Genomic DNA, 17,414 nt, shown 5'->3' on the forward strand with positions numbered 1-17,414 from the left:
TTAGACTTCTTTGGAAGCTCGCTACAGGGAGTTTTCTAAGAAGTCTATTTAAAACTTATCTTGCTTTATAAGCTACTAATATAGGCATTGTTAAATTATTATCTTGCAGTACGTTTATTTCTTCAGCAATTAGATTAAATAATTTTTCTACGTATTGATAGCGGCCTTTTTTCTGCATGTCGATTTTATTGCCGTATTTGGTCAGATAAATTTGACATTTTTCTTTTAACTCTATGAGGGTATCAACGCGTCTGGCATCCGCTGGTAGGGATTTATAATCATTAAACACTTTTAAGATTGCTTTTGCTTCTCTAGATCTGCGCCATCCTCTAAAACCTTCGTCCCAAAATAAAATATCAGCATGACGACTAATTAAAAGCGGTAGAACCTTTTCTTTACCATCTTCATTATTTTTTTCTAAGTTATCTAAATTAGTATATACAAAACCACGTTCATAACGCACAAAAGATGTTGGCATTAAGTTAGCTTCAAATTCAGTTAAATCTTGGTGATTTAAATTAATTAACTCTTGAGCCTTTTGTTGGATAAAGGTGACTTGCTCAATTTGAGCCTGGGTAAAATCAGTTAATTGATGAAATTGTCGATTGTCAAAATATTTAATGAGGTATTGATTACATAGCTGCGAAAGTTGATATAAATAGTAATTAGCCTTTGCTATTTCATCTCTATATTCATTAACTGCCACAAGGCATTGGCCTTTTGTTTTCTCATTTAACTTAGTCTCAAATTGCGAGAAATCATCTAGTACTCTTTTAATTTCAATTAAGTCAGCAGATTTTCTTAAAGGATGGGTCTGTTTAAATTGCTGTAATAATGTTTCATTTAACGCCTTGCGCGTTAAATTTGTAGTGGTAGGTCGATAACCCATATGACGAGCCAGATATTTCTTTGCCTTATCAATTCTTTCAAAGATTTCTACACTATTAGATTGGTCATCAGTATTAGAGCTTAGCATACTACGAATTAAGCTCCATGTTGTTGCGGTAGTATTTTTTAATTGGCCTGATTTAGTAAATTGAGAGCCAATTTCAGTTGCCTCTTTATAAGTATCTTTTACGAAAAAGATATCGGGCAATATATTACTAAGTACGTTATCCCAAACTTCAGTTAATAATTTAATTGTTGAAGCTGCCCAATGAAAGCTTCTGCCTATTAAAGACAAAATTTCACCTGCATAAAAATAAAGTGGGATTAACGCAATCTCAATGGCAAGCGCTACAACTTCTGATAATTTAGGAGGACGTTGATATTTAAAACCTTCTTCCACCATTTTTATAACTGCCAAGGCTGAAGCTAAATACGATATAAGACCAATAAAACCTAAAATTAAAGCGGGAAAAAAGAGGGGAGGAAAAAAGAAAGAGCCAACACCTAAAACAAATACTATCAAGCCAATAAATAAACCTAATGCTGAGGTTAATGCAGCAGCATCTTTTTGTATAGCGTCGGTGAAAGTCATCTTTTTAGCATTTTGATAGTAACTATCAACGACACGCTTTGCTAATACTTCAATTAAATCAATCTCTCTTCCTAGGTTCTTTTCAGAGAATAATTCGTGCGCTCGTTTGCAGGCAAGCGTAATATGTAAATGTGCCTGCAAACAGTCATGACGAGTTTGCATATTTATAAGTGAACTTTGGCTTAAGATTTGATTAATAGCATGTTTAAATTGAAAAAAGAAAGGTTCACTTTCTAATCCATCAAGATTATTTGTGTCTAGCGCTTCTATACGCTGCTTTACGCTTAAAATAAGCGCTTTACGTTTTAAAATAAGAAAATATTTATCATAATTTTGAGCAAATTTTTCAATTTCTTTAACTCGAGTTGGATCATTTACCGCCGCTTTTTTTTGCTTTCCTAGCCAGTTTTTAATTTCTTGATAAGCTGCTGGTTGATTAATGTTTTGGTGGGGTTTAATTTTTGTTTCTAATAAGCGCTCCCCAGACCAATATTTGGGATAATTTAGAATACTAAATTGTTCAATATTTAATTCTTGTAAAAATTGTGCCAAGTCATTTTTAAAATAATTTAATGACTTAGGCATTTGGCCGGCATAATAGGTAAGCCAATTTATATGCTCATTCTCAATAGAAGTTTCATCGAATTTAGGAAGGATAATAGGCATATAGCCTCTCCTTTAACAACAGCTAGTTTACACTCGATTTAAGCCAGCACGGATAAAATTTAAGTTTTGAGCAAGTTAAACTACGAAAACCTAAAAAGTGAATTAAAAATAATAAACTCGCCTTAAAGATGGCTATATACAATTTAATGAGGCTTAATTATATAACATTTTGAATAAAATAAAACCCAATTACATGTTTATTGACAATTTTTTAGTTTTTGTACTACAATATCCTCTTCATATTTAAGTCTGAGGTATTCCTCCAATGCGTAAATAATTTCCCAACTTGTTTCTTTCCTACAAGCACTTGGAGATTATTTATGTATCGTATTCCTTCTATTATTGCGCAATATTTATCATATGACTTTACAACGGCAGGTTCCCCTTTTAAGGATATTTCGCTGTCATTGTCTCAAAAACGCTATGGTATTGTAGGTGATAATGGCGTCGGTAAAACAACGTTATTAAAAATTCTCGCTAAAGTTCTAAAACCTGAGCGAGGCTCTCTTGAAATACAGGGCACAGTTGCCTATTGCCCGCAAATTAATACTTACGATAATAAAAGTAACGTTGCAAAGTTACTTGGTATTCATAACAAGCTTGAGGCTTTAGACCGTATTGACCAAGGTTATTACCTCGAAGAGGATTATGAATTAATTGGCAATGATTGGGATATAAAAACCCGAGCACAGCAAATTTTAATTGATTTAGATTTAGAAACAATTGGCTTTGAACGCACCCTTACATCCTTAAGCGGTGGCCAGAAAACAAAGTGCTGGCTAGCACGGGCTATGCTTAGTTATGCAGATTTTATTCTACTCGACGAACCAACCAACAATCTAGATTCTGAAACAAAAGACTACTTTTTTAATTGGTTACAAAAAACGAAACAAGGCATTATCATTGCAAGTCATGACAGACAATTACTTAACTATGTGGATGAAATTATTGAATTAACTTCAATCGGTATTCAACACTATGGCGGTAACCACACCTTTTATCAAGCACAAAAAAACACTGAGCAACAAGCGATTAAACAGCAATTTATGGCGGCAAAAAAACAACTTATAAGCACCGAACATACTATCCAGGTAACACAAGAAAAACATGAGAGACGACGAAAGAAAGGCCGAGCACTTAGAAAGACTGGCAAAATTGATAAAATGGCTGCCAATTCCAAACAAGGCCGCTGTGAAAAAACGCAGTCTAAAAATAAAATTCAAGCTGCACATAGCCTGCAAAAGGCACAGGATAAAGTACAGTTAATAAAGTCACACATTGAAATAAAAGAGAGAATTACTGCCAACTTAGATGCAAGCATATTACCAGCCAATAAAATAATTATAAATATAGAAGAACTAACATTTGGCTTTAACAAGCAAAAGCCCTTATTTATTAACTTTAACCTAACTTTATTAGGCAAAGATCGCCTATCAATTGCAGGAAAAAATGGTACTGGTAAATCAACATTAATTAAAATTATTCTAGGTCATTTAAAGCCGCAGATGGGTAAAATATATCGAGGCTTCTCTGTAGCGTGTTATTTAGATCAAAACCTTAACTATCTTACTGAAAATTTAACTTTAGTTGAGAATTTATGTCTAAAAAATCCTTCTTTTTCCCTACAAGAGGCCTATGCGCGATTAGCAGCATTTAACTTCCGTAATAAATTGGCAATGAAAAGGGCAATTGAGTTAAGTGGTGGTGAATACATGCGGGCTGGTCTTGCTATCTCACTCGCTGCAGAGAAACAACCGCAGCTTCTTATTCTAGACGAACCAACCAATCATCTTGATATTCGTAGTATAGAAGCGATAGAAGAAATGCTTTGTGCTTATAAAGGAACATTAATAGTTGTATCACATGATAAAAACTTTTTAAGCAATATTGGTATCACCAATTCCATTTATTTAAGTTAAACCTATGAAGCTTTGACTTTTCTTTACAAAATTGAAATTTAATTTTACCATGTAGAAATAAATTTACTCGATTAAAATACTTTCTAGCAAATTAGAACGCTACCTTACATATAAATGGCCGCAATGGAGAGAAAATGATACTAAAACTCATGTATGGCATTCAGCAATATCAAGGAAAAACCTTAAAAAAATTAGCAGAATTATTTGCTCAACTTAGTCAAGGTCAAAACCCAGATACACTTTTTATTACTTGTTCTGATTCGCGTATTGATCCTAATGCTATTACTCGGTCTAAACCAGGTGATCTATTCATTCAGCGTAATGTAGGAAATATTGTTCCACCTTATGGTGTTGCTGGTAGTGAAGGAGCTGCTATTGAGTATGCGGTCGAAGTACTTAAGGTTAAAGAAATTATTATTTGTGGCCATTCCCAATGTGGTGCCATGCAGGGTCTCCTCACACCAAACTTAGAAACTACCCTTCCAGCAGTTGCCACTTGGCTAACCCATGCTCGCCCTGTCCTTGATAAGATTGAAAAGCGATTTGATATTGGCAATACAAAGAGTGATCCTAATTTAAAATTAAAAGCTACTATCGAATATAATATTTTAACGCAAATTGAGCACTTAATGTCTTATCCTGCTATTATGAAAAGACTTAATCAACAAGAAATAACCATTCATGGCTGGTATTATGAAATTAAAAAAGGTGAAGTTTATATTTATGAACCTAACCAAAAACAATTTTTGCCATTAGAAGACGCTTTTAATGCAGCCTTCGAGGAAAAAATCGCCACACTCACAGAAAATATTGCTATGCAATATTTACAGTCACAAGCACAACCCCAAACAGCAACGGATTACTTAAAATTAATGCATCTTTTTAATCAACTTAAATTCAGTATTAAACCTATTTGGGCAGCAATTAAAGATAAGCTTGTTGAGGGGATTTGGCCAGAATTAAAATTTATGTTTTCTGATAAAAATGATACAGTATTTATAGAGCTTATTAATAATACTATTAATCATAAACTTAAAAATTTAGATTCTTTACGCAAAGAGATCATGACGTCAGCAGGTTATCACGACTATTGTCATCAACAATTACTCAGCTCCAATTTCTTTATAACAAATTCAGTAAAAAGTCCTATGCTAGCCTCCAATAATCCAGTACTTTCTGATAATGACTTAACTAGCCCTAACTCACTGCCCTAAATTTAAAGGTAACCATTTTGCCTTATTTAACGCACAGTTATATGGGCGAATAGGCGAAATGGTTACCTAAGCATCGGATAAATTATTATGAGTATTCTGAAGACATATTAAAATTTGGTGAATAAAGGTAACCGGTTAAAGTTTATTTTCTTTCCAACGCTTAACCAATCCAACATCAATATCAAATAAATCAAGTACCCGTCCTATACTGTGATTGATAATATCATCAATTGTTTGGGGCTGATTGTAGAAAGCCGGTGTGGGTGGTGCAATAATAGCGCCCATTTGGGTTACTTTTTGCATATTTTCTATATGCCCAAGATGAAAAGGCGACTCACGCACCATTAATACTAATTTGCGCCGCTCTTTCAAGATTACATCAGCTGCTCGCGTTAATAAGTTAGAAGTCACCCCACAGGCAATACTTGCCAAAGTATGCATAGAGCAAGGCGCAATAATCATTCCATTTGTTTTAAATGAACCACTGGCAATCGCTGCAGCAATATCATCATTGGAATAATATTTATCTGCTAGACCAATAAGCTCTTGTGCAGAAATAGTTACCTCATATCCGCGAGTTTGCTGCGCAGCTTTAGAAACGATTAAATGAGTTTCATAATCAGTTTTAGCTAAAATTTCTAAAAGACGGATACCGTAAATTATTCCGGAAGCACCTGAAATACCAACAATCATTCTCTTAGTCATAAAATACTCTTCACTTTACTTTGAAGTGGTTAACCCTTTAGAAATTTACTGCTATACATGTGTAAGCTATTGTATTGCATACTCTCAAACATTATAGATATTAACCTTTAAAATAATGGGCATTTGTTTCCATAATCTCAACTGAAAATTCTAAATTTAAATTTTTATTTCTTTGCTGGAAACATTCTTTCATTAATTCTATAAGCTCTTGCCCTACTTGTTCCTTTAAAGAATCAGAGCGGCCTGGTAAAATTTTTAACGTTAAATGTAGCATTGCATTATTTATCTGCCCTGAGCCTATATGAAAGCTATCATAACTAATACACCGGCTCTTACAGCTACTTAGCTTTGTTGGTAATGCTTTTTCTAATAAAGCATGAGCTTGTGCAAAAAAAGTTACCGCTTCTGGCCTAATATCAATATTGTTACTATATTCTAATACTAAGTGAGGCATTATTATTCCTCTAGTTGAAATAATATATAAATTTAAGCTAACTGTTGTCTCTTATATCATATTTCTTATCTATATATCTTTACTAGTGATACAAGCAATAGAAAGATTAGATAGTTTATTTTGACATAGAATTAAGTAAACAAGAAAAATTTAGATTAAAAAGATTATAATTTGGATTTATTTTTAGCTAACCATGTTTTAATTTCAACAAGAGTGCGTTTAACAATTAAAGTAAACTGCTCAAGTACGTCTGTTAATTCATTCATTGTTAAACCATTTAATTTTTGTTCAAAAACATGACAAGCGTATTGCATTTGAGCAGCACCGCAACATAAAGCGCCTCCTTTCATTTTATGAATAACTCTACCCATTAAGACAATATTCTCTTCATGCCAAGCCTGTTCTAATTCTTTTAAGTGGGTAGGTGTTTCATTAAACAGCATTTGCAATAACTCAGTTAGTGAACTAACTGAGCCAATAGTATTAATACCTTGTTCTACATCTATTAAAGGATATTTAGTTACTTCAAAAAATAAATTAGCTAGACTAGTCGGCTTAGCTATATTATCTGTAGTCGAAACCTTATCTTTTACAAAGATAGTTAATAATTCATTGAGTGCAGCTAATCTAAATGGCTTAGTAATGACTTTATTCATGCCTGCTTTTAATAGCATTGCCTCAGTATTTGCTGGTGAGTAAGCTGTTAATCCTATAATAGGTGTTGCTATTATATTTTCTTCTTGCTCAATACGCCTAAAAATTTTTGTTAATTCATTACCATAAATATCAGGTAAACCAATATCTAGCAAAATTAAATCAAATTTATATTCTCTAAAAAGTTCAATTGCCCTTGCACCATTTTGCGCAGATTGAAATTGGCAATTGGCTTGCTTCAAAATTGTTTCTGCTGTCTTTAACGCAATAGCATTATCTTCAACAATTAAAATACAAGGCTTGTCTCCATTCTTAAGCCATACAGAAGTATTGACTACAGTTGTAGTGTATTGAGCTTCATCATTTGTTGTTAAGTCATGTTTATTTGCTACAACATACACAGGAATAGTCACAGAAAAAGTAGTGCCTTGGCCAACATGACTTTCTACAGCAATGTGTCCTTTAAGAAGTTTGGTATATTTTTTTACAATATGTAAGCCTACGCCGTATCCAGAGTAAATACCTTGGGCAGATGGATTGGCTCTATAAAAGCGGGTAAAAATTTTCTGTTTATCTTCTGGCTTAATACCTATACCTGTATCCTTAATTAAAAATTCCAAGTTAGTTTTGTTACCACATTTTTTTTCCAAACGCACAATAATTTCAATGCATCCTTTATTGGTAAACTTCACGGCATTACCAAGTAGATTTAATAAAATTCGGTGTAACTTCACTTGATCAGTTTGAATAAACTTAGGAACTTCTTTATCAATATTTACTTTTAAATCTAAGTTTTTGATTTTTATAGCTGGCAGCTCTAAATCACATATATATTGAATCAATTCATAAATATTAAATTTTGAAAGCTTGGAGTCCGCTTCAATTGCACTGCCTGTAGCTACAATTTCAAGGACACTATTGAGTAATATTAACAATTGCTCAGAGCTAATATTAAGCATATGAGCATGCTCTCTTTCCTCGTGAGTATGTGCTTCTTGTTCAAGTAGAGAAGACATACCAATAATACCACTTAACGGTGTACGAATATCGTGGCTCATATTGCGGATAAACTCATCTTTAGCGCGATTAGCAGCTTCTGAATTTTTCTTCGCTTTCTTTAATTGTTCTTCTTGTTTTTTACGCTGAGTAATATCTGTATAAATACCTAAAATACCTACAATTACCTTTTTATCGTCATAAAAAGGTACTTTACTTACTAATACAGTCCTTTTTGCGCCATTCGGTTGGATAAATGTTTCTTCATAATCTAACTTAGCCTGACCCGACTCAATAACCATTTTATCATCACGACGATATTTGACAGCAGCTTCAGCAGGTAAAAGATCAAAATCTGTCTTACCTATTATATCTTGCGGTTCAGAAAAACCTAATTTTTTAGCAAAAATTCTATTACAACCTTGAAAGACTAAATTGCAATCTTTCCAAAAAATTGCATGGGGTAAATGATTAATAAGATTTAATAATATGTATTTATCCATTTATTTAATCAATTTTCCTTAAAAGAACAGATTTAACCCATCTGGATTAGGTTTTGAAGTCTCAGCTGGTTTTTTAGTTACCATATTAGGCTCTACTAAAACTGAATTAGTTCTACCTGTTCCTGCAGTCGCCTCAGCGTCAGTATTTGCTGGAGAAAAAAATCCATCTCTTCGAGGACTTGTAAGGATCGCCTGTTTGTTATCTTTAAATTTTAGAATTTCTTTAGTTAATTTTTCTGCTTTAGATTCTAACAAAGTCCCATATATATCTTTACCTACAGCATAATCTATAGATTCTATTACTTCACGAATTCGCTGCTTAAAATCGATATATAGTAAGTGATTTATTTCTGCCATATCATTTTCATCCCAAGCCCTTGGTAATAATAGTAACTTATCTTTAATTAATTTTGCTAACTGGTTATATTTTTCCTGTAAATACATATGTTCAACTATTATTTCAATTGCTTTTCTAGCGCCTGCTACTGCATTAGTCATTTTTGAAGCTAAAAATGTAACGACTCCTAGATCAGTCTCTGTTACACCAATTGACCTGCGCTGATGCATAATACCATTTAGGGAGTGGATATCTTTTTTAGTATATTCTTTTTGTAAACCTGTAATATTTACAATACCTACATGGATCTTAATTTTTTTTTCACTATCAATTTCTACTTCTGCAGCCTGATCTTCTAATTCTTTGCGGACAAGTTCTAAGAGAGGTAATTTAAATTCATCTGTAAAACACTCAGCGCAATCTTTGATAATTGCTATAGCTAACTGTTTAGCGTCCTCGTTTAATGAGGTTTTTCTTAGATTTTCAATTCTTTTTTCTAAATCAACTGGCATTTCTATTCCAGTCGGATAAGAGTCAATATTTGTATAGTACTCACTAGTAAGGATCGCTCGGCCATTTCCCCCTAAATTAGTGAAAGAAAAAAAAGGACCTGTAGAAAAGAGACTAGTATTTATATGACTTAATTTTTCGGGTAATTTAACTTCAATACTCACTTTTACCCGATTGACACCTTGACTATCTTTGTGAGGTGGCTTAGAAGCAGAAGATTCTAGACCTTTATTAAGGAAAGCTGCATTTTCCCAAGCACAATTTATAATTTGACTAGCTTCAAGCCTGATAGGCTCTCCACCCTTACCTCCATCCTGTTTTCTACTTTCTGCGCATATATAATAACCTAGGTGATCAGAAGTTGAACCCATGCTAGTTACGTAGGTATTAGGTATAAAAGTAATGTTTTTATTATTATTAATCTCACTTTGCAGGTGCTTTTGTAATTTTGGAATATCAACTTGAGGTTCAGTTGTTTGAAAAGCCTTTAATACCGAGGTAGTGCCTACAATTTTACCTTCTTCATCACGATAGGGAATAGAGGTAGAAATAAAACTGTATTTTTCTCGGTCAAGTTCTCTAATAAAGTCTTCCGGTTCACCAAATACTTTATTCGCTGGATCTTCTTTTATCTTTTCTTTATAAAATTCGATTAAAGCCTCAATAACATCTTCTGCGGCTTTTAGAGGAACTTGTGATTTATCAAGAAGATAATGGCGCCCTAAACATGGATTATCTTTAAAACCCGGGCGCGACGCCATAAAATCTGGAAATTCCTTAGCAAACTCAATAGCATTTTCTAGACATTTTAGTGCTGTTTCTTTATCAGCAAGATAATGCATTCCTGTATGTAACTTATTACATTCATTCTGGCTTGAGCATGTTGACGGTAAAACCTCTGAACCTGCTTCTACTAAAGCAATTCTAGGCTTTCTACCATTAATGGTAAGGTTATTAAGTTTCAATGCTGCATTAATTCCGGCCATCCCTGCGCCAATAACAACGAAATCATATTTGCCTTCATTATTACTGACTTCCAATTCGTCATTCTTATTAATGACGGTATCTATGTCACCTTTGTCCTTCATAATAAGCCTAAATATTGTTGTCAATGTATAAAATTATAGCATTTTAATAAATTTTAAAACAGAGATTTTTGGCTTTTTAGAGGTAAAAAAATTAATGGCTAGCATTTTAGGCTTCATAAAGCACTAAAATTTCTTTAGTATTAGTCAATTTTAATGAAAAAAAATGTTTGATATACAACAATTACAACAAAGACTAACATTGTTGAAGGATGTGTCTTAAACTTAGCAATTTTCTAATTTTATTAATATATAAATAAGTTTTTTAAAGCCTATTTCTAGGCTCTAAAAATTAAACTATACGACCATACTGTACTCAACCAATTCAGACTCTGTTTTCTGCATATCAGTCGTTGATTTAAATAGAAAAAAATTATCCTTATCAATTTCCACTTCCTCTGCCTTGCTAACTAAATATGACTGAGCCTTTATAATTAAACTATCTAAATTAGATATTTTAATTTTGATTTTTTCTTGTTTTTCTTTTTCCATTTCAAGATTATTTGGAAAGAAACTTAAAATATTCTTTTGCTTTTTTGGCCGATTTTCCGATAATTTAGTAGATAACTTATCTTTGACTTCCCTTAAATTCTGCTGAATTTTCTCAAGCAATACTGATTTATCTAATAAGAAATAAGAATAATCAAATAAAGGTAAACTATCTAAGAATTCATTATTCCTTATCTCAGCACACTGATGACACGCAAGTTTAAATTTTTCAATTATAAGGGTATTTTCTCCACGTGATTCTTCTTTTAATGCTTCTAAATTGACAAGTAAGGCTTGATGCATGCGTTTAGCATCCAATAAAAAATGATTTAAAAACTTTTTATTTACTTCATATGCTGTTTCTTTCTTTACTGAGCCTGTGGTTTCGTACTTAAAACAAGTTTGTCGGATAGAAGCTAATACACGATGATCATCTAGAGGTTTATTTTTATTTAATGCGCCAATTGACCAAAGTAATAAAAATGAATAAGCATCAACTCCTGATAAATACTCATATTTAATTTTAGCTTGATGTTCACGGGGATTTTCTAAGAAAAGTAATAGTTTATTTAAAATATCTTGTCGCCCTTCCAATTGGGATTGGTCGAAAACATAAATGTGACGCATACATGTTGAAAGTGCTATAGGGTTTACCTCACGTATAAAATCATATAAAGGCCTTTTCTCTCCTTTTTCTTTTTGAAAGTTATATATATGTAATACTAATTTATTAAGATACATAGAGACATACCCCCGAATCAATTAACTTGATTCAAACTACCAAAAAATAAATCACCGATAATGCTCTTCTATAGATACTATTTAATAGGAATAGAAAATTATTTACCTCTTAAAATTTAAGCTGAAAGATAAAAATAAAACAAAAGTGATTAAATTATCAAGGAAAATTTTTTATAAATAGCAATTAATTAATTTTTTAGTTTGCAGCCCATAAAACTGGGACAGATTGATAAGTTTTGTCTTTAAAAATATGGCATTTATAGCCTATTAAATTTTCAATTTTTAAATCAATAGCGCCTTTTTTTATCTGAAAACAAGTAGCTGGTGCACATTCAATAGTAATATTCTGATACTCAAAACTATAATGACCATGTACATGACCACATATAATTAGTTGCACTGGCGAGTTAATAAGCTTTTGCCAAAACTGACTTTGATTTTTCAAGCCATACTGATCCATTAAAGGGGTATTTATATATGCTGGATGGTGATGCATAATAAGTGCAATCTTTTTTGGTTCCTCTAATTTTTTTATTTCCTCTGTAATAATGAAAAGCTCTTCTTCATTTAAATAGCCAACGCCTTGACTAGGAATAGCAGTGTTTAAAAAAATAAAATGCCAGTATTTGCAATTAAGTACCCGTTTATACTGAAGAATGGAGGAGCTAGCAAAAACACTTTGCATTAAAAGTAAATTGTCATGATTGCCCGGAATCCAATAGACAGGGATTTTAAACTCTTTAAATGCCATTAAGATATGCTGATAAGATTCTCGTGTCTCATCTTGAGATAAGTCGCCTGTTAAAATGATAGCATCGGTATCATGAAGTTCATGCTGCTTAATATGAGTTATTACCTGCTTAAATCGATTATTACTGTCAATACCAAATATTCTCTTATCGTTTGAGGCAAATAAATGCAAGTCAGTAATTTGTAATAGCTTTAAGTTAGTTTTAGTTAGAAAACGGTTATTCATAAGGTAATTAAGATAAAAACTTTAAACAATCTTATTATAGAATTTTTTATTCTGTTTAACCCGTAGTTATAGTTATATTCATTTATTTATCACAACTAAACAATAAGAATTATTTTTTTATAAAGTGTTCTAAATAAAAAAATTATAAAAGTACCCAAAATGCACTAAGTACGTTAAAATTTTTACCCTTTTAATCAAAAAATAGATTTTATGCACTATTATTTTAACACTCCCGATCAAATTGCTGGTGATGAAGCTTACAATGAACTTAACTTTACCAAAGCGTTAACTCACTATAATCGAGCTCTGCAAACATTAAATCATTTGGCATCTCAACGAAAATTTAAAAGAAATAATGATTATCGTTATGCCCTTACTTATGTTATCTGTGAAATCGTTCAGACAAAATGTGATGCTATTAAGGAGATTATAGAAAATCAGGAAATTTTTAATTTTGACTCTTTAAGAAAATTATGGACAGAAATTCCGGGATTAATTAATGAATTAGAAAGCGTTTTTAATGAGATGGGTGATAAAGGTAAAGACGCTATTAAAGAAAGAATAGAAGTTAATTATAAATTATTAGCTGAAGTTTGTGACTTAATTAGTGAAGAGTTAAGTGATGGACTAGAGGATGAGTCATTACAGGAAAGTGACATATTGTCCGCGCTAAGCTGGCTTACTAGATCAATTGATTATTTCAAGCGAGCCAATTTACCTATTCAAATGGAGCTGCATCTTGGTTATTTAAATTTATTAGAAAAAGCATACAAATGCAACTCTGATAAAAATCATCTTCTCCAGATAACGCAATATATCATCAATAATAAATTACTTGACTTACCACTTACATCAACACAAGCACTAGAAATGTTAAGTTATCAACTTCTGGTGGCTATTAAAAGTAATGACTCTAGTAGTGCCAAATACTTGATTAAAAAATTTGGAGAATTAAGTTCAGCTCCTGATATAGATAGAGATAATTATATTCTTGACGACATTCAAAGCTTGATTGATAAATTCACGGATAAGCAAGAAGATGACTCTGTTAAGAAGCGTAAATTTAGTAAAGCTGATAAAATTTCTGCTACAGATAAAGATCATTATATTCTTGAAGACACTGAAAGCTTAAGCGAGAAATTAAATGCTCAAGAAAAAAATGACTCTGTTAAGAAACGTAGACTTAGGAAAGCTGATAAGACTTCATTAATTGCTGAAGATGGCGGAGAGGCTGAGGTAATAAAAAATTCTTCCAAACAAGCAAAAAATGTTATTTTGGAAGATACAGGTATCGAAGAAATGAATGTTGTTAATCAAACGACTGAAAATATACCTACGCCCATGAATGCGCAGCCTTCATATCCAAAAGACTTACCGAGTGTTTCTCAAACAATTGATAGAACTTTTTTTGGCAAAAATACTAAAACTGCGAAAAAAGTTTCATTTAAAGAAAATGATTATTCCTACGTCAGTCCATTTATAAAAACTTTTGAGAAATTAAGTGAACAATTTGCTAATCCTGAGTTTTTAGCTAATATTCTTTGTCTTAATGCAGATTTTTATAATAAAACAGCGCTGCCAATTAAAAATACCCGTCTATTGTCACGTGAACTTTATGAAAGCGCTTTACTTATAGTTCCTAATCATCCCGTAGCAAGCGTTAGGAAAAATATAAATCATGCAACAATACGGGATAATAACCACTATGGAAGTCAATCATCTTTTACTACGGATAAAAATCCAAAAGCTATTTTTATAGAGGCAATCGAAGCTTTGACTATGCAATTAGAAGCCTTCACAGCTGACAATATCGAAAAAATCAATGGTATTTTAAATAGCAATGTATCATTTGTTACCAATAATATTGTTAGTAAAAATATAGCAGGACGTCAATCTGCTGAAATTGCTAAACAGATTCAAGGTCGCTACCATTACCTCTCAACTCATGAGCGTAATAATGAACAGCAAGTTCCGAGCGAGCAGCAAGAGTCGCTTACTTTTAGATAATTTTTACAATGATGATTAGTGCTGCCAGTCATTAAAGGCAGCCTAATCTGTTTTGAAAATTATAATCATATAAGTATTATTCAACCCTGCTCTTTCTAGATTATGCAAAAAGTATATATGCATGATTTTCAGAAACTAATTAATAGTTACATCTAAAAGCACTAGGCGCTCTTGTAACGCTTTTCTCTATCTGATATTTATCTGACTATTTATTGATGATTAATTAACTGAGTGACCAGGTGACTTTCAAACAAAATTGGGAAAAAACAGATCCTACATTGTATCCATCAGTAGAATTGATAAATAAAATGATCAATAAAGCTTTCTCTACCAAAAAAATATATTCATGCAAATTAATTTCTGGAGGATGCGCTAATTTAAACTATAAAGTTTACTTTGTTTTAGAGAGCACACCTTATATTTTACGCTTGTATCTACGCGATTCAGAGGCGGTTTATCGAGAACAGCAGCTAAGTTTGCTACTTAAACCAAAACTACCTATTCCCGAGGTTTATTTTATTGGCCATTATCAAGGTTTTCAGTTCGCTCTTATAGAATGTCTTTCAGGTATTACTCTGCGCGATTTGCTATTAAGTAAGCAAAACTTTGATATGGCGTATCTCATGTATAAGCTTGGTACTTTAGCAGCTCAAATTCATGCATACTTATTTCCAAGCGCAGGCTTTTTTAACCGGCGATTGCAAATAATACAATCTCCTAAATCGAGCTATAGTGAATATGGCAAAGAATGTCTAGAAAACGAGTGGGTAATTGCAACTTTAGACTTAAAGATTAGAAGTAAAATAGCTTTTTACTTAAATTATCTAGACAAATTTTTCCCTTCCACTGATGAAAAATGTTTAGTTCATGGTGATTTTGATCCCGCTAATATTTTAGTAACTGAGGAAAATAAGCAATGGAAAATTTCCGCAATATTGGATTGGGAGTTTGCTTTTTCAGGATCACCGCTCTTTGATGTAGCTAATATGCTTCGTTATGCGCATTATATGCCCGCCTCTTTTAAAAACTCCTTTTTAAAAGGTTTATCATTAAGCTATACTTTACCAGCGCATTGGCAAACAACTGTTAATCTATTAAATTTACTATCATTGTTAGACTGTCTAACTAGAAGCTCTGCTAATCACCCTAATCAACAAGCCGATATTTATCAGCTAATAACTTATATTATTAATCAATTTGATAAAGAGTATGCTTTATGAATTTAGTTAAGGGAAATTTATACCCGTTACTTAAATTGGCTCTTCCTTTAGCTGCCACCGGTTTAGTTCAAGCTGGCGTCTTTTTTTTTGAAACCATATTTTTAGCGCATTTAGGCCCAACAATTTTAGCAGCAGGTGCATTAGTTAGTTGGTTAACTGGGACATTTGCCGTTATTATCTTTGGTGTCTTAAGCTCCATTAATGTGCTTATATCACATAAGTTCGGTGCAAAAGATTATCAAGGAATTGCCGAAGTTATTCGCGATGGAATTTGGCTAACATTTATTTTAGTTATCCCCAGTATGTTTTTGTTTTGGCATATGGCTACTATTTTTTTATGGCTTGGTCAAAAGAAAGATATAGCGTTACTAGCGAGTTCATATTTGCATGCATTAACCTTCGGTATTTTACCTAATTTTATTGTCACGGCTTTGCTTGAAATCATTACTGGATTAGGGCAAACCAAACTTGTTTTTAAATTAAGTTTAGTTTCCGTGTGTTTAACTTTATTCTTTAGCTTTGCACTTATTTTTGGCAAATTTGGTTTTCCTGCATTGGGTATTGCAGGTGCTGGTTGGGGTTTAACCACAAGTAGTTGGCTGACCATGTTAATCTTAGTCAGTTATTTAATAATTAATCAAAAAAATAAGCTTTATTTTAAAAATTTATTAACGTTTTCTAAACCAGTTTATTTGTTTGAACTTATTCGTGTCGGCGCACCCATGGGCTTTATGTATTGTATTGAAGTGGGCTTTTTCTTTGCGTTAACCCTAATTATGGGATTATTTAGTAGTCAAATGCTTGCTGCTAATCAAGTCTCTTTGCAATACTTAGGCGCTTTAATCAATATTATCTTTTCGTTAGCACAAGCCATTACTGTACGAATGGGCCATCTATTAGGTGCAGGCAAAAAGCAAGCGGCTGAACATGCTGCTTATACAGGGGTTGTCATTTCATTTATTTTCATGTTTTTTGTTGCCCTAATTTATTGGTTATTTCCTACTTTCCTCATTAGCATTGATTTTAATTTACAAGAAACACAAAATTTAACTATTATTCATTACGCTATAGAGTTTTTTAGTTTATGCGCTTTATTTCAAATCATAGAAGCTGTAAGAATTGCTTTATTTGGTGCTTTGCGTAGTTTAAAGGATACTCATTTTACCTTATTAATATCTATCATCAGTTTTTGGTTCATTGCACTACCTTTAGGTTATTCTTTAGCCACTTATTTTAGGATGGAAGGTATAGGATTATGGTGGGGAATGATTATTGGCTCGGTAGTCAGTGTAATCCTTCTATTTAAGCGATTTAAAGCTAAAATGGCTAATTATTATACTTACTCTGTTTAATTAACGTGAGTTCGACATAAAGAGACAAAGGCTCTTTTATGTTGCTAAACGAACGTTATCCCTTAAAATGCAAAGCATTTATATGGCATCTAGATTAAACATAAAT

General features: G+C 32.4%; 12 protein-coding genes. 5 read left to right on the forward strand and 7 right to left on the reverse strand.

Translation table 11 applies throughout. The features are described from left to right. Positions 1–55: 55 nt before the first annotated feature. Positions 56–2,146, reverse strand: a complete 2,091-nt coding sequence (locus DYH30_RS12375; protein ID WP_115331952.1) for a hypothetical protein — start codon at positions 2,144–2,146, stop codon at positions 56–58. A 320-nt stretch (positions 2,147–2,466) separates the two neighbouring features. On the opposite strand from DYH30_RS12375, the gene DYH30_RS12380 reads away from it, so the two are divergent. Continuing rightward, a complete protein-coding gene (locus DYH30_RS12380; protein ID WP_115331953.1) occupies positions 2,467–4,065 on the forward strand; it encodes an ABC-F family ATP-binding cassette domain-containing protein in 1,599 nt (532 codons plus the stop codon). A 134-nt stretch (positions 4,066–4,199) separates the two neighbouring features. Next, entirely contained in the window at positions 4,200–5,279 is a 1,080-nt protein-coding gene (locus DYH30_RS12385) for a carbonic anhydrase (protein ID WP_207385788.1), read from the forward strand. A 135-nt stretch (positions 5,280–5,414) separates the two neighbouring features. On the opposite strand, the gene DYH30_RS12390 is transcribed toward DYH30_RS12385, so the two are convergent. The 6 genes from DYH30_RS12390 to DYH30_RS12415 all read right to left on the reverse strand — a co-directional run bounded on the left by DYH30_RS12390 (position 5,415) and on the right by DYH30_RS12415 (position 12,729). After that, entirely contained in the window at positions 5,415–5,984 is a 570-nt protein-coding gene (locus DYH30_RS12390; protein ID WP_115331954.1) for a UbiX family flavin prenyltransferase, read from the reverse strand. A gap of 100 nt (positions 5,985–6,084) precedes the next feature. Continuing rightward, a complete protein-coding gene (locus tag DYH30_RS12395; RefSeq protein ID WP_115331955.1) occupies positions 6,085–6,438 on the reverse strand; it encodes a 5-carboxymethyl-2-hydroxymuconate Delta-isomerase in 354 nt (117 codons plus the stop codon). Positions 6,439–6,602: 164 nt separating this feature from the next. Next, complete coding sequence (locus tag DYH30_RS12400) at positions 6,603–8,591, reverse strand: ATP-binding protein (RefSeq protein ID WP_115331956.1); 1,989 nt, start codon at positions 8,589–8,591, stop codon at positions 6,603–6,605. A gap of 18 nt (positions 8,592–8,609) precedes the next feature. Beyond that, positions 8,610–10,526: an FAD-dependent oxidoreductase gene (locus tag DYH30_RS12405; RefSeq protein ID WP_115331957.1), complete on the reverse strand. Its 1,917-nt coding sequence runs from the start codon at positions 10,524–10,526 to the stop codon at positions 8,610–8,612. Positions 10,527–10,820: 294 nt separating this feature from the next. Further along, complete coding sequence (locus DYH30_RS12410) at positions 10,821–11,753, reverse strand: hypothetical protein (protein WP_115331958.1); 933 nt, start codon at positions 11,751–11,753, stop codon at positions 10,821–10,823. A gap of 196 nt (positions 11,754–11,949) precedes the next feature. Continuing rightward, positions 11,950–12,729 carry a metallophosphoesterase gene (locus tag DYH30_RS12415; protein ID WP_115331959.1) on the reverse strand — a complete coding sequence of 260 codons (780 nt, stop codon included), beginning with the start codon at positions 12,727–12,729 and terminating at the stop codon, positions 11,950–11,952. Between the two features lie 210 nt (positions 12,730–12,939). On the opposite strand from DYH30_RS12415, the gene DYH30_RS12420 reads away from it, so the two are divergent. The 3 genes from DYH30_RS12420 (at position 12,940) to DYH30_RS12430 (ending at position 17,308) form a co-directional block, all read left to right on the forward strand. Next, positions 12,940–14,736, forward strand: a complete 1,797-nt coding sequence (locus tag DYH30_RS12420) for a hypothetical protein (RefSeq protein ID WP_115331960.1) — start codon at positions 12,940–12,942, stop codon at positions 14,734–14,736. Between the two features lie 239 nt (positions 14,737–14,975). Beyond that, positions 14,976–15,956: a phosphotransferase family protein gene (locus DYH30_RS12425; RefSeq protein WP_131740693.1), complete on the forward strand. Its 981-nt coding sequence runs from the start codon at positions 14,976–14,978 to the stop codon at positions 15,954–15,956. Further along, the gene (locus DYH30_RS12430) at positions 15,953–17,308 is read left to right on the forward strand and encodes an MATE family efflux transporter (protein WP_115331962.1); all 1,356 of its coding nucleotides are present in this window, start codon (positions 15,953–15,955) and stop codon (positions 17,306–17,308) included. The genes DYH30_RS12425 and DYH30_RS12430 overlap by 4 nt, the downstream gene beginning before the upstream one ends. The last annotated feature ends 106 nt before the right edge of the window (positions 17,309–17,414 follow it).

Origin of the sequence: Legionella busanensis (assembly GCF_900461525.1) — a bacterium.
Lineage (GTDB): Bacteria > Pseudomonadota > Gammaproteobacteria > Legionellales > Legionellaceae > Legionella_C > Legionella_C busanensis.